A 13,343-nucleotide genomic window follows, 5' to 3' on the forward strand; every position below is an offset into this window, starting at 1 on the left:
ACGCCCCGGCTGTATAGAGAACCCGGCCCGGCACCTGCGGCCACGCCCCTATATTGCGCGCCCTAACGGATCGCCATGAAACAGTTTTTGCCCCTTTTGTTTTTGCTACTCTTGCTTGCCTGCACGGAAGATGCGCCGGTCCCCGCGGCCGACGAGACCACGCAGGCCCAGTTTAATGACCTGCTGGAAAGTTACCAGGAAGCGCGCCTGCAACTCAACCCCCTGGAGGCCACCTACCTCGGCGACGATCGCTACAACGATCGCCTGCCCAATACGCTTTCGCAGCAGTACCGGTCGGAAGCCCGCGGCTTCTACCAGGATTATTTGGCCCGACTCCGGACCATCAACCGCAAAAACCTGGACCCCACCGCCCAGGTAAGCTACGACGTGCTGGAGTGGGAGCTCAATATGGCATTGCAGGGCGCCGATTTCGCCACCGAGTTGTTGCCGCTGGACCAGTTCAGCGGTCCGCACCTGACCATCGGGCAACTTGCGAGCGGCCAAAGTGCCCAGCCCTTCACCAGCGTGGAAGACTACGACAACTGGCTGGCGCGGGTGGAAGACTTTGCGGTAATGATGGATACCGCCCGGATCAACCTGGAGCGCGGTGCCGCACGGGGTTATCTGCTACCGCGGGCCCTGGCCCTGAAACTGCTGCCGCAACTCGAAACACTGTCCGCCGAACCGCTGGAAGATCACTTGTTCTACAGCCCCGCCAAAATGATACCCGACAGTTTTTCCACCGAAGCGCGCGAACGACTGCAGGGGGCCTTTAGAGGCATGGTGGGCCAGCGCATCATTCCGCTTTTCGCTGACCTGACGCAGTACGTCCGGGAAGAATATCTGCCCCTGACCCGGGAAACGAGCGGTATTGACGAAATCCCGAACGGCAAGGCCTACTACAACTACCTCATCAAGCTGTACACCACCACGGATATGTCGGCCGACGAGATCCACGAGATCGGGCTGCGCGAGGTAGCCCGACTGCGCCAGGAAATGGAAAAGGTGAAGCAGCAGGTTGGTTTCGAGGGTGACCTGCAGGCGTTCTTCGACCACGTACGCACCAAGCCGGAGCTTATGCCCTTTGATGATCCCCAGCAGGTAATTGACAATTTCAACGCGATCTACGATCGAATGAAGCCCCAGCTCAGCCGGCTCTTCAATAAGGTGCCAAAGACGGAATTCGAGGTGCGCCGCACCGAGGCTTTCCGGGAAGCGAGTGCCTCGGCGGAGTACAATCCGGGCAGCAAGGACGGCAGTCGGCCCGGTATCTTTTACGTGCCGATCCCCGACGTGGAGCAGTACAACGTCTTCAGCGACGAAGACCTGTTCCTCCACGAGGCCATCCCGGGGCACCATTACCAGGTCAGCCTGACCCTGGAGAACGAGGACCTGCCGGATTTCCGGCGCAACCTCTGGTACAGTGCCTACGGAGAGGGCTGGGCCCTGTACTCCGAAAGCCTGGGTAAAGAACTGGGACTGTACGAAGATCCCTACCAGTACTTCGGCATGCTGAGCGCCGAAATGCACCGCGCCATCCGCCTGGTCGTCGATACCGGCATCCACAGCAAGGGGTGGAGCCGGGAACGCGCCATCCAGTACAGCCTGGAGAACGAGGCCGAAAGCGAGGCGAGCATCGTGGCGGAGATCGAACGCTACATGGCGATCCCCGGCCAGGCCCTTAGTTACAAGGTGGGGCAGCTGAAGATACTGGAACTCCGTGCTCGCGCCGAGGAAGCCCTGGGCAACGATTTCGAGATCAAAGCCTTCCACGACCTGATGCTCGAAGGCGGCTGCCTGCCCTTGAACGTGCTGGAACGGAAAGTCGACGAGTGGATCGCCGCGGCTTAATTGCGGTTATCGCTTCGTGGTTTCCCCGGCGTCCGGTACGATGAGTGCGGGCAGATTGAGTTCCCGATAGGTAGCGTTGAAGTCGGCTACGTCTTCGGCTATGATACGGTCGAGTACCTGCCGGTAGCGCTGCCAGTCGGCCGTGAGTTGCTCCAGGCGTCGCTCGGCCCCTTCGGTTACTATGGGTACTGCTCCGTCCACCCGGCTTTTCAGGTTCATGAGCTCGGCGTTGAGCCGGTTGGGGAAGTTGATGACGTCCTGGAAGGTCTTCTGATCCGGTTGGATGAGGTTGTTTTCCCAATCGGTGATGCGGCGTACGATGTCCTCGCCCTTGGTCACCAGGTCCTCGGCACCCGAAACCTCCCGCAAGCGTTCGTTGAGTCCCTTGACCTGCTCGCGTACCCGCCGCATCCGGTTGACCGACCGGTGGATGTCGCGTACGGCATCCTCGGTGGCCGTCAGCAGTTTTTGCTGGGCCGCGTACTGAGCGGGGGTAGCCTCGATATTGGGGTCGGGCAGAAGTTGGGCGGTGGTGCTGACGGTGTCACTACCCGAAGCGAGGCGCAGGGTATAGGTACCCGGGCCCGCAAGGCTGCCGCGGTAGTCGCCGAGCACGAAGATGCCATCCACGGCGGGCAGGGTGGCGCGGCGCAGGTCCCAGTTGAAGCGGTTCAGGCCGGCTTTAGCGGGCAGGGCGGTGGCGGGGGGCGGCCCGCCGGGCCAGTTTTTGGCTTTTTCCGGTTGGTTACCGTAACTGCGGATCACCTCGCCGGCGTCGTTGAGCACGTCAAGGGTCAGTCGGGTACTGTCGGTAACTTCCGGCAGGTAGTAATCGAAAATGATGCCATTGGCCGGGTTTTGCCCGGCATCGTCCGGTGCCTCCGAAGGCGTGGAGAAATTGTAGCGATAGGTGGGTTTGGGCTGTACGATGGCCAGATCGGCGGGTAGGGTGCCGCTGGTTTCCTGCAGGGCACTGAGGTCGTCCAAAATCCAGAACGCGCGGCCGGAGGTAGCCACGATGAGGTCGTTGTCCTGGGTGGTCAGGTCAAGGATGGGCGCGTCCGGCAGGTTGAAACGGGGTTTCTCCCAGCTGGCGCCGCCGTCGAAGGACAAGTATAGTCCGCGCTCCGTACCGGCGTACAGCAAGTTAGGCCGTTTGGGGTCTTCGCGGATCACCCGCACGAACTCCTCCGCCCCGAACCCGCGGTCGATTCGCCGCCAGTTGGCACCGTAGTCGGTGGTCTTGTAGGCTTCAGGGGTGAAGTCGTCAAATTTGTAGTTGGTAACCGCCAGGTAGGCCGTGGCGGGGTCGTGCGGCGATACTTCGATGGCATTGACGAGTTTTTCCCCGAGGTTCGGCGGGGTGATTTCCTGCCAGTTGGCGCCCTCGTTGCGCGTAAGCCACACCCGACCGTCGTCGGTGCCAACCCACAGTTCCCCGGCGCGGTGGGGGCTGGCCACCAGGTAGCTGATGGTGCCGTAGATCTCGCCGCCCGCGCCTTCGTTCGTGAAGGGGCCGCCGCCGTCCACCAGCTTGCTGGTGTCGTTACGGGTGAGGTCCGGACTGATCTCGGTCCAGCTACGGCCAAGGTCGGTTGACTTCAGCACGTGGTTGCCGGCGTGGTAAAAGACGCTCGGATCCTGCGGTTGGGCCACAATGGGAGCGTTCCAGTTGAAGCGGTACTGCATTTCACCGGGGGGCGTGGCCAGGCCGGCCACGGGGTAGGCCATGACGTCCACCTCGGTGCCGGTCTTGTTGTCGTAGACGGAGATGTTGCCCTGGTAACTGCCGCCCATGACGTAGCGGGGGTTCTCGGGGTCGAAAGCCAGGAAGGCGCTCTCGCCGCCGGCCGTGGGGTGCCAGTCGGCTTCGTCGATGCTTCCGCCCCGACTGCGACTGGCGATGTCGACGGCGGAGTTGTCCTGCTGTCCGCCGTAAATGCGGTAGGGTACTTGCCGGTCGGTGATGACGCGGTAGAACTGGGCGGTGGCCTGGTTATTCTGGGTGCTCCAGCTTTTGCCGCCGTTGAAGGTTACGGTGGCACCCCCGTCGTTGCCGAGGATCATGTTGTCGGGGTTTTCCGGGTTGATCCACAGGTCATGCTGGTCGCCGTGCCCCACGGGGATGGTCGAGAAGGAGGCACCGCCGTCGATCGACCGGAGTACCGGGGCGTTGAGGACGTATACCTCATTGGCGTCGGCGGGGGCGGCGAAAATCTCGATGTAGTACCAGGCCCGGGCTACGGTGACGCGGTCGCTGCTGGTCTGCTTCCAGTTCTTGCCGCCGTCGTCGCTGCGGTACACGCCTCCCTTATCGCCCTCGGCTTCCAGATTGGCGTAGACGCGGTCGGGATTGGCGGGACTCACCGAGACGGCCACCTTGCCGAGGGTGTCCGGCAGGCCTTCGGTGAGGCGCTGCCAGGTGGTGCCGCCGTCGGTGGACTTGAAGAGTCCACTGCCCGGCCCGCCGCTGCGGACGGTCCAGGGGTAACGGCGGTGGTCCCACATACCGGCGTAGAGGATGCGCGGGTTGCTGGGGTCCATGCTCAGGTCGGCGGCACCGGTCGTGGCGTCAACGTAGAATACCCGTTCCCACCGCTGCCCGCCGTCGGTACTGCGGTAGATGCCGCGGTCTTCGCTGTCGCCGTGTACCGCGCCCTGAACCGCTACGTAGACGTGGTCGGGATTGCGAGGGTGGACCAAGATTTCGGAGATGTGGCGACTGTTCTCCAGGCCGATGTGCTGCCAGGTGGCTCCGGCGTCGGTGGAGCGGTAGACGCCGTCGCCGGCCGAGGTCATGACGCCCCGCACGGCGTGCTCGCCGGTGCCTGCATATATGACGTTCGGGTCGTTGGGCGCCACGGTGAGGGCACCGATGGATCCGGTGTTGAGTTGCCCGTCGGAGATGTTTCGCCAGCTCATCCCGCCGTCGTCGGTGCGGTAGATGCCGCCGCCCACCCCGCCGAAGTAGTAGCGCAGGGGGTGGCCGGGTACGCCGGTGACGGCATTGCTCCTTCCGCCCCGAAAGGGACCGATGTTGCGGAAGGTCAGGCTTTCATAGCGATCGCTGCGGGTAGTATCGGCGGCGCCCTGCGACGCCAGTTGGCTGGTGAACAGGGGTAGGATCAGGCAGGTGATCAGCGAGACGAGCTTATTCATACTTGTAATTTGGAACCAATATACCCCACCCGGGGCGGCGGCGCGCGGGTGCCGAAGATTTCCCGTAATGCCGGGAAATGAGGTTACCGGTTTTCCGCCTTGAACCAGGCATTGAGTTCCCGGTAATCGAGGTGGCCTCCGGTGGCTTTCAGGTACTCGTGGATCTGCACGGCTTTCTTGGCGCGGGATTCGGGGCGCTTCAGCTTGTCGATCAACAGGAGAAGGCCACGCTGCTTGCCGGGCGTAAGGGTGTGAAATACTTCGCGCGCCTCGGGGTCGATTTCCCAAAGTTCAGCGGCTTCCGGCGGCAGGGGCGTGCCGTAGTCGCTGTTGTCCGGCGACAGCTCGATCGTCACGAGCTCTCCCTCTTCGAGTTGAAACTGCTTGCGTACCTCCTTGCTGATCAGCAGGATGTAACCGCCGTGCCCGTCGGACATCAGTCCGCGGTAGATCACCCCGCCCCCGTTGATCCGGCACACCACGCGGTTGGCATTGTGGGGGCGGTTGCGGATATCGGTTACGGCCTCGGCGGGGATCTTCAGGATATTAAAGTACACGGCTCCGTAGTCCGTCCCGTCGTCGGCGGTGGTGAGGGGGAGGGTGAGGGTTGGCATGGTGGGAAGATAGTTGCCGGTCCGCGATTTAGTGGTCGGACGACTAAGTGGTCCGATCACTGAACGGCGGACCAGATGTTACCTTCGCCGGGGAAAGCCAGCGTTTTGGTATGAAAAGAGACTTCAACAAATACCTGGATCACCTCAACGAGGAGGAACTGCGCGAGGAGCTTGAGCGCCTTTACGGGCGGTTCCCGGTACTGCGGGAGTACTACCAGATGGAGCTTACCGACCCGAAAAAAGTCGTCGACAAGTACAAGAAGGAGTTACGTAAATCCTTCTTTCCCTCCCGCGGGCGGGGCAAGCGCGGCCGGTCCGTGTCGCGCAAGATCATCAAGAAATTTTCGGAGGTGTCCATCCATCCCAAAGACCTGGTGGAGTTGTACTTCTACCGCGCCGAACTGATGGCGGAGTACATCGGCGCCCAGCGGATCGACAGCGAAGCCTACCACGACAGTACCGTCAAGGCCTTCGAGGAAGCCTGTGAACTGGCCGACCGCGAGGTGCTCCTGGACTACTTCGCCGGGGGAGCCCGCCTGCTCACGGAAATGTTTGAGCAGCAACGGCGCGATCGTCGCTACAGTTTTTACCCTACCTACCACCGGTACTGGCAAGCCTGAGTTCTGCTTGGTAGGCGCCTGGACTGCGGCCGAATTGCTCGCCGAAAAGCCGGGTGAAGTACGGGACGCTGTTGAAGCCGCACCGCAGCGCCACGTCCCGGATGCTGCGGGTGGGGTCCTGCAGCAAGCTTGCGGCGAGTTGCAGGCGCTCGTTGTTGATGAATTCCACGGGTGAGCAGTCCAGCTCATTACGGAAGGCCCGGTAGAATGCCGATTCGCTCATGCACGCCAGGCGACTCAGGTGCGCTACCGTCAGTTTGTCGTCGAGGTGGTTGCGGACGTAGGTTATGACCTCGCCGAGCGGACCGGTAGTGGAGGCGTGGGGGGGCCGAAATCCCTCCGGACGCAGGTGACGGTGTTTGGATTCGGACTGCAGGATGCGGATGAGGAGTTCCCGGAGGTGCATCTGCACGAAAAGGTCCTTGGAGGGGTGGTCCTCTGCACAGAGAAACACCAGTCGCTGGAGCAATTGGGTAATGGCCGGCTGCTGGCTGAAGTGAAAATTGTAATCGGTGGCCGACCACTCCGAGCCGTCGGCGCGGGGGCGTCGCTCGTTCATGAGTTGCAGCACGTGTGCTACTTCCGTTTCATCGATGGCCAGGGCCAGGCACTTGGTGGGTTGCCGGTCGGTGGCGTCGGGAAAGTCGATCACCATCCGCTCTTCAGCGGGCAGCAGTACCGACTCCCCGGGCAGGAAGGCAAAGCCCGGCTGGTCGCGCAGGTGCATGATCTTGCGTCCGCGGATCATACTGGCCAGCACCGGCTGGTCGAAACGCAACTCGACAGCCGAAGCTACTTCGTGGGTTTCGAAGAGGTTCAGCTCCAGGGCATCCATGGTGTAGGTGGTACGGTTCTCCACCAGGGTCTGCAGGGAAGAGGAGCGAAGGTGGTCGGTATACAACATGGCAGATAAACATACGGAATATCAATATTGGATAAATGGTTGTGGCCTTATTATATTAGGCATTCGTGGCCGGTGGTGAAAGAATAGTAGCATTCTGTAAGGGTATTGCAGGATTGTGCAAGTTTCGGCAACCGGTCAACACTACTTTGGAACAACCAAGGCAGCCCTGCCGCCCCCGCCCTTGCCCGGCACCCGCGCGCCGCCGCCATTTTACCAATCTTTAACCTACCCTCGATCATGAGCACTACCGCAACACACGCCTCCGACACCCTTACCCGCCCGAAATTCAAGGACCAGTACGAAAACTACATCGGCGGTGAATGGGTAGCCCCTACGAACGGGGAATACTTCGACAACGTATCGCCGGTGGACGGTCAGACCTTCACCCGCATTCCGCGTTCCACCAAGGAGGACATCGACAAGGCCGTAGCCGCCGCCTGGAAAGCCGCCGACCACTGGAATAATACCTCGGCGACCGAGCGCAGCAACCTGCTGTTGAAAATCGCCAACATCATGGAGGAGAACCTCGAGGACCTGGCCCGCGCGGAAACCTGGGACAACGGCAAAGCGATCCGCGAAACCCGCGCCGCCGACCTGCCGCTGGCCATTGATCATTTCCGCTACTTCGCCGGCGTGATCCGCGCCGAAGAGGGTGGGGTGGCCGAACTGAACAGCGACACCGTGTCCATGAACGTCTGGGAGCCCCTGGGCGTGGTGGGCCAGATTATCCCCTGGAACTTCCCCATCCTGATGGCTACCTGGAAGATTGCCCCCGCGCTGGCCGCCGGCAACTGCATCGTGCTGAAGCCCGCCGAGCAGACCCCCGTAGGCATCCTGGTGCTGATGGAAATGATCGAGGGCGTGCTGCCCCCCGGCGTACTCAACGTGGTGAACGGATTCGGCGTGGAAGCCGGCAAGCCGCTGGCCAGTCACCCCGATATCTGCAAGGTGGCCTTTACCGGGGAAACCACTACCGGACAGCTCATCATGCAGTATGCGAGCAAGAACATCATCCCTGTAACCCTGGAACTGGGCGGCAAGAGCCCTAACGTTTTCATGAAAAGCGTCATGGACGCCGACGATGAATTCTTCGACAAATGCCTTGAGGGCGCGGCCATGTTTGCCCTCAACCAGGGTGAAGTCTGTACCTGCCCCAGCCGGTTGCTCGTTCACGAGGAGATTTACGATAAATTCATGGAACGCTTCATCGAGCGCGTGGAAGCCATCAAGATGGGCCACCCCCTCGACCCCAACACCATGATGGGCGCTCAAGCCAGCAACGACCAGTACGAGAAGATCCTGAAGTACATCAAGATCGGCAAGGAAGAGGGTTGTGAGGTGCTGACCGGCGGCAAACCCGCCCACGTCGACAGCCTGTCCGGCGGTTTCTACATACAGCCCACCGTGCTGAAGGGCAACAACAAGATGCGGGTATTCCAGGAAGAAATCTTCGGCCCCGTACTGTGCGTCACCACCTTTAAGGACGAAGCCGAGGCCATCGAGATCGCCAACGACACCCTATACGGACTCGGAGCCGGGCTCTGGACCCGAGACATGCACGAGGCCTACACGGTCGCCCGCAAGATCAAGGCCGGCCGCGTTTGGGTTAACTGCTACCACGACTATCCGGCCCACGCGCCCTTCGGCGGCTACAAGAAATCGGGAATCGGCCGTGAGAACCACAAGATGATGCTCGACCACTACCGGCAGACCAAGAACATGCTGATCAACTACAGTAAGTCGGCGGTCGGATTCTTCTAGGCCCCGATTTGCCGCAACCATCCGATTCTGGCCGGCCGGTATCCGTACCGCGCCGGCCAATTTTTTAAAAGCAAGACCACCATGCCCCAAGTAGATATCACCGACAAGGCGCGGGAAGTCATCGACACCCTCCGCGAAAAGCACGGCCCCCTCATGTTCCACCAGAGTGGAGGTTGCTGCGACGGCTCATCCCCGATGTGCTTTCCGGAAGGCGAGCTGTTTATCGACGACAACGACATACTGCTGGGGGAGGTCCACGGCTGTCCCTTCTACATGTCCAGGTTCCAGTACGAGTATTGGAAGCACACGCACCTGACCCTCGACGTGACCGAAGGCCGGGGTGCCAGCTTCTCGGCGGAGATACCCCTGGGATTACGGTTCGTGATCGACTCACGTTTAATGTCGGAGGCCGACAACCACGGAGAAGACCCGAAGTCTACCACTTCCGCTGGGTCAGAATAATCCTCTGGCAAAACATGAGGCGATCAGCCAGTATGCCGCCAGCAATTACCGGACCTCCAGCATTTCTACGCGCGAGCCGCGCACCCAGGCGTGGCGCTGCGGAGCGTAGGGCATACCGAGGTAATCGGCCGTCAGCCGAAAGGGTTCGTAGAAGCCGCCGTTGACCTGGGCTTCACCGGAGCAGGAAAGCACCCCCAGTTCCTTGCCCCGCAGCCGGGTGCCGAGGTCGCGGTGGTAGGTAAGCAGGTCGGTGAAGCGGTCCAGGAATTGCTTCATGGGGCCACTCATGCTGTACCAGTAGACGGGGCTAGCCAGAATGAGCCGGTCGTAGATCACCACCCTTTTGATCAGGGAGATGAATTCGTCGTTAACGGGGTAGTCGTTGCCGTAATCGAAGGGGGCCACGCGGTGGTCGAGCAGGTCGATGATCTTTCCGCCGATTTCTTCTTTCAGGGCGCGGGCAGCTACGGCGGTGTTGCCGTCGCCCCGGGCGCTCCCGAGAATGATGAGGGTTTTTGACATATCAGCGGTGAGCAGAGGCTACGGCGTTAATTGCCACCCGGGCGGTATGGTCGCCGGGCAGGTCCATGTCGCCGGCATCGACCGTGTCCACCAAGTGGAGGGTGTCGGCCAGGGTTTCTTCGGTAATGTAATCGCGGTGGGCTTCGACGGCCTCCCGGACGGCCTCCGGTCCGCTCAGGCGGATGTCGATGCGGTCGGTAACCTCCAGTCCGGAATCCTTGCGGAGGTTCTGGATGCGGCTCACCAGCTCACGGGCCAGTCCTTCGCGGGCCAGCTCCGGGGTAACGTTGACGTCGAGGGCCACGGTCAGTTCGCCATCGGTGGCCACTTTCCAGCCTGGAATGTCTTCCGTGATGATGTCTACCTCGTCGGTAGAAATGCTCACCGTTTCGCCATTGAGATTAAGCGGGTAGCTACCGTGGTTTTCCAACTCACTGATCTGGTCGGCCGAAAGGGCACCGATGGCGGCGGCGGCGGCCTTCATCTGCTTACCGAGTCGTTTGCCAAGTACCTTGAAGTTGGGTTTGATGGTCTTCTTCAGGAAGCCATCGTCGGTGAGGAATTCCATCTCCTTGATGTTGGTTTCGGCCTGGATGATGTGGGCCACCTCCTGCACCCGCCGTCGGAACTCTTCGTCGAGGGCAGGAATAAGAATCTTCTGCAGGGGCTGCCGGACGCGCAGTTTCTCCCGCTTGCGCAGGCTAAGTACCAGTGAGGAGATTCGTTGCGCGTAGGCCATGCGGCGCTCCAGGTCCTCATCGATGACCGAGGTGTCGGCCGGTTCGAGGGTGGTGAGGTGCACTGACCCCTCCGGGCGGGAACCATTGGTGGCGGCATCGGAGCCGGCCTGGAGGTTGCGGTAGAGCCAGTCGGAGAAAAAGGGCGCTACGGGCGACATCAGCTGGGCGATCTGCTTGAGGCAGGTGTAGAGCGTCTGGTAGGCGGCGCGCTTGTCGGCGGTCATTTCGCCGCGCCAGAACCGCCGGCGGCTTTGGCGGACGTACCAGTTGCTCAGTTCGTCGTTGACGAATCCCTCGATGGCCCGACAGGCGGGCGTGGCGTCGTAGGCGGCCAGGTGGCCGTTGACCTCCCGCGTCAGGCTGTTCAGGCGGCTGAGTACCCAGCGGTCGATCTCGGCCAGTTCCGCACGATCAACGGGTGCATCCGCGGCGGGGTCGTAGCCGTCGATGTTGGCGTAGAGGGCAAAGAAGCCGTAGGTGTTGAAGAGGGTGCCGAAGAACCGACGCTGGACTTCCCGGATGCCTTCCAGGTCAAATTTCAGGTTGTCCCAGGGGGCACTGTTGCTGATCATATACCAACGGGTGGCGTCGGCCCCGTAAGTATCGATGGTGAGGAAGGGGTCGACGGCGTTGCCGAGGCGTTTGGACATCTTCTTGCCCTCCTTGTCCAGCACCAGACCATTCGAGACCACGTTCTTGAACGCCACCGAATCGAAGACCATGGTGGCGATGGCGTGCAGCGTATAGAACCACCCGCGGGTCTGGTCCACCCCCTCGGCGATGAAGTCGGCGGGGAAGGACCGCTTGAACACCTCCTCGTTCTCAAAGGGGTAGTGAAACTGTGCGTAGGGCATGCTGCCAGAATCGAACCACACGTCGATCAGGTCGAGTTCGCGCCGCAGTTCCTTGCCGTTTTTCCACAGCACTACTTCGTCGATGTAGGGGCGGTGGAGGTCCTGCGGTACTTCCTGGTCGAGACCGAGTTCGCGGTTGGCCAGGGCCACCTGCTCCTCCAGTTCGGAAATGGAGCCGATAAATACCTCTTCCGCGCCGTCCTCGCTGCGCCAGATGGGCAGGGGGATGCCCCAATAGCGGCTGCGGCTCAGGTTCCAGTCCTGCAGGTTTTCTAGCCACTTGCCAAACCGGCCTTCCCCGGTACTGGCGGGTTGCCAGTTGATGGTCCGGTTCAGTTCCTGCATCCGTTCCTTCACGGCGCTGGCCTTGATGAACCAGCTGTCGAGGGGGTAATAAAGGACGGGCTTGTCAGTGCGCCAGCAATGTGGGTAGCTGTGGTTGTACTTGGCTACGTTGAAGGCCAGACCGCGCTTCTTGAGGTGAACGGCAATGTCGACGTTCACGTCCACGTAATCCTCCTCGTCCTTGTAGTTTTTCACGTAACGACCGGCGAAGGGGCCCGCATCCTCCGTGAACTTGCCCGTCTTATCTACCAGCGTAAGCGAGCCGATGCCGTTGGCCTTGCCCACCTGCATATCGTCGGCGCCGAAGCTGGGGGCCGTATGCACGATGCCCGTACCCGCTTCGGTGGTTACGAAATCACCGGGGATGACGCGGAAGGCGTCGCCGTCGGTGGGCACGGCCCCGGGCAGCAGCTGCTCGTACCGCAGACCAACCAGTTCGTGCCCCTTGAAGGGCGCGCTCTTTTCTTCTACGGTCGGTTGGTTGTTTCCGCCGAACCACTCGTCGACCAGGGCTTCGGCCAGTACGACCTCGATGGGCTCCCGGGTGTACGGGTTTACGGTTCTGACCCGGACATAATCGATGTCGGGACCCACGGCCAGGGCGGTATTGCTGGGCAGCGTCCAGGGGGTGGTCGTCCAGGCGATGAGGTAGAGGGGGGCGTCAGAGCTTACCACTTCCTTGCCGCTGCCGGCTACGACCTTGAACATGGCCACCACGGTGGTGTCCGTAACGTCCTGGTAGGCTCCCGGCATATTGAGCTCGTGGGAGCTCAGTCCGGTGCCCGCGGCGGGGCTGTAGGGCTGGATGGTGTAGCCTTTGTAGATGAGCCCCTTGTCGTAGATCTGCTTGAGGAGCCACCACACCGACTCCATGTATTCCCGCTCGTAGGTGATGTAGGGGTTGTCGAGGTCCACCCAGTAGCCCATCCTGCGGGTGATGTCATCCCAGCGGTCCTTATAGCGCATGACCGTTTCCCGGCAGGCCTGGTTGTAGTCGTCGACGCTGATCTTGGTGCCGATGTGATCCTTGGTGATGCCGAGTTCCGATTCCACCTTCAGTTCGATCGGTAGACCGTGGGTATCCCAGCCCCCCTTCCGCTCCACGCGCTTGCCCTGCAGGGTCTGATACCGGCAGAAGACGTCCTTGATGGTGCGGGCCATCACGTGGTGGATACCCGGCTGCCCGTTGGCGCTGGGCGGGCCTTCGTAGAAGACGAAGGTGTTGTCGGTGGGTCGCTCCTCGATACTGCGCCGGAAAATATCGTGTTCCTCCCAGAAGGCTAGGATGGCTTTGTCGATGGCGGGCAGGTCGAGATTTTTATACTCCTGGTACATAGGGAGGGAAGATTGCGGGGCAAAAATAGAAAAGCTCCGATGGTGGCGGTCCGTCGGAGCTTTTGGTACGTCAGTGACGACGGTATTCCTACGGACAGCCGGGGCCGTCGATCAGTATACCACCGATAATGCTGCGTACAAACATGGTTGCAAAGGTAACGAATTGACACCGGCCC

9 protein-coding genes are annotated in these 13,343 nt (G+C 61.2%); 4 read left to right on the forward strand and 5 right to left on the reverse strand.

Annotated features, from left to right (window positions below; genetic code table 11):
* Positions 1–75 precede the first annotated feature (75 nt).
* Entirely contained in the window at positions 76–1,851 is a 1,776-nt protein-coding gene (locus E4021_RS10085; RefSeq protein WP_136458983.1) for a DUF885 domain-containing protein, read from the forward strand.
* 6 nt (positions 1,852–1,857) lie between these two features.
* On the opposite strand, the gene E4021_RS10090 is transcribed toward E4021_RS10085, so the two are convergent.
* Together E4021_RS10090 and E4021_RS10095 are read right to left on the reverse strand one after the other, a co-directional pair.
* A complete protein-coding gene (locus E4021_RS10090; protein ID WP_136458985.1) occupies positions 1,858–5,010 on the reverse strand; it encodes a VPS10 domain-containing protein in 3,153 nt (1,050 codons plus the stop codon).
* 83 nt (positions 5,011–5,093) lie between these two features.
* A complete protein-coding gene (locus tag E4021_RS10095; RefSeq protein WP_136458987.1) occupies positions 5,094–5,624 on the reverse strand; it encodes a YdeI/OmpD-associated family protein in 531 nt (176 codons plus the stop codon).
* A gap of 110 nt (positions 5,625–5,734) precedes the next feature.
* Here E4021_RS10095 and E4021_RS10100 point away from each other — a divergent pair, with 110 nt between their 5' ends.
* Positions 5,735–6,244 carry a DUF6155 family protein gene (locus E4021_RS10100; RefSeq protein ID WP_136458989.1) on the forward strand — a complete coding sequence of 170 codons (510 nt, stop codon included), beginning with the start codon at positions 5,735–5,737 and terminating at the stop codon, positions 6,242–6,244.
* On the opposite strand, the gene E4021_RS10105 is transcribed toward E4021_RS10100, so the two are convergent.
* On the reverse strand, positions 6,216–7,148 hold the full coding sequence (locus E4021_RS10105) for an AraC family transcriptional regulator (RefSeq protein WP_136458991.1): 933 nt from the start codon (positions 7,146–7,148) through the stop codon (positions 6,216–6,218). The genes E4021_RS10100 and E4021_RS10105 overlap by 29 nt on opposite strands.
* A gap of 237 nt (positions 7,149–7,385) precedes the next feature.
* On the opposite strand from E4021_RS10105, the gene E4021_RS10110 reads away from it, so the two are divergent.
* Positions 7,386–8,909 (forward strand): aldehyde dehydrogenase family protein, encoded by a 1,524-nt coding sequence (locus tag E4021_RS10110; RefSeq protein ID WP_136458993.1) that lies wholly within the window; start codon positions 7,386–7,388, stop codon positions 8,907–8,909.
* An 81-nt stretch (positions 8,910–8,990) separates the two neighbouring features.
* Positions 8,991–9,371, forward strand: coding sequence for a DUF779 domain-containing protein (locus E4021_RS10115; RefSeq protein WP_136458995.1), 381 nt, complete (start codon positions 8,991–8,993; stop codon positions 9,369–9,371).
* Between the two features lie 45 nt (positions 9,372–9,416).
* On the opposite strand, the gene E4021_RS10120 is transcribed toward E4021_RS10115, so the two are convergent.
* Both E4021_RS10120 and ileS read right to left on the reverse strand, forming a co-directional pair.
* Positions 9,417–9,893, reverse strand: a complete 477-nt coding sequence (locus tag E4021_RS10120; protein WP_136458997.1) for a flavodoxin family protein — start codon at positions 9,891–9,893, stop codon at positions 9,417–9,419.
* 1 nt (position 9,894) lies between these two features.
* On the reverse strand, positions 9,895–13,167 hold the full coding sequence (ileS, locus tag E4021_RS10125) for an isoleucine--tRNA ligase (protein ID WP_136458999.1): 3,273 nt from the start codon (positions 13,165–13,167) through the stop codon (positions 9,895–9,897).
* Positions 13,168–13,343 lie beyond the last annotated feature (176 nt).

The sequence above is a fragment of the Neolewinella litorea genome (genome assembly GCF_004803465.1).
In the GTDB taxonomy this organism is placed as follows: Bacteria; Bacteroidota; Bacteroidia; order Chitinophagales; family Saprospiraceae; genus Neolewinella; species Neolewinella litorea.

Excerpts from the sequence above, each read along its gene's own strand:
- E4021_RS10105 (WP_136458991.1), bottom strand. The coding sequence starts at position 7,148 with ATGTTGTATACCGACCACCTTCGCTCCTCTTCCCTGCAGACCCTGGTG.
- ileS (WP_136458999.1), bottom strand. The coding sequence starts at position 13,167 with ATGTACCAGGAGTATAAAAATCTCGACCTGCCCGCCATCGACAAAGCC.
- E4021_RS10120 (WP_136458997.1), bottom strand. The coding sequence starts at position 9,893 with ATGTCAAAAACCCTCATCATTCTCGGGAGCGCCCGGGGCGACGGCAAC.
- E4021_RS10085 (WP_136458983.1), top strand. The coding sequence starts at position 76 with ATGAAACAGTTTTTGCCCCTTTTGTTTTTGCTACTCTTGCTTGCCTGC.
- E4021_RS10090 (WP_136458985.1), bottom strand. The coding sequence starts at position 5,010 with ATGAATAAGCTCGTCTCGCTGATCACCTGCCTGATCCTACCCCTGTTC.
- E4021_RS10095 (WP_136458987.1), bottom strand. The coding sequence starts at position 5,624 with ATGCCAACCCTCACCCTCCCCCTCACCACCGCCGACGACGGGACGGAC.
- E4021_RS10110 (WP_136458993.1), top strand. The coding sequence starts at position 7,386 with ATGAGCACTACCGCAACACACGCCTCCGACACCCTTACCCGCCCGAAA.
- E4021_RS10115 (WP_136458995.1), top strand. The coding sequence starts at position 8,991 with ATGCCCCAAGTAGATATCACCGACAAGGCGCGGGAAGTCATCGACACC.
- E4021_RS10100 (WP_136458989.1), top strand. The coding sequence starts at position 5,735 with ATGAAAAGAGACTTCAACAAATACCTGGATCACCTCAACGAGGAGGAA.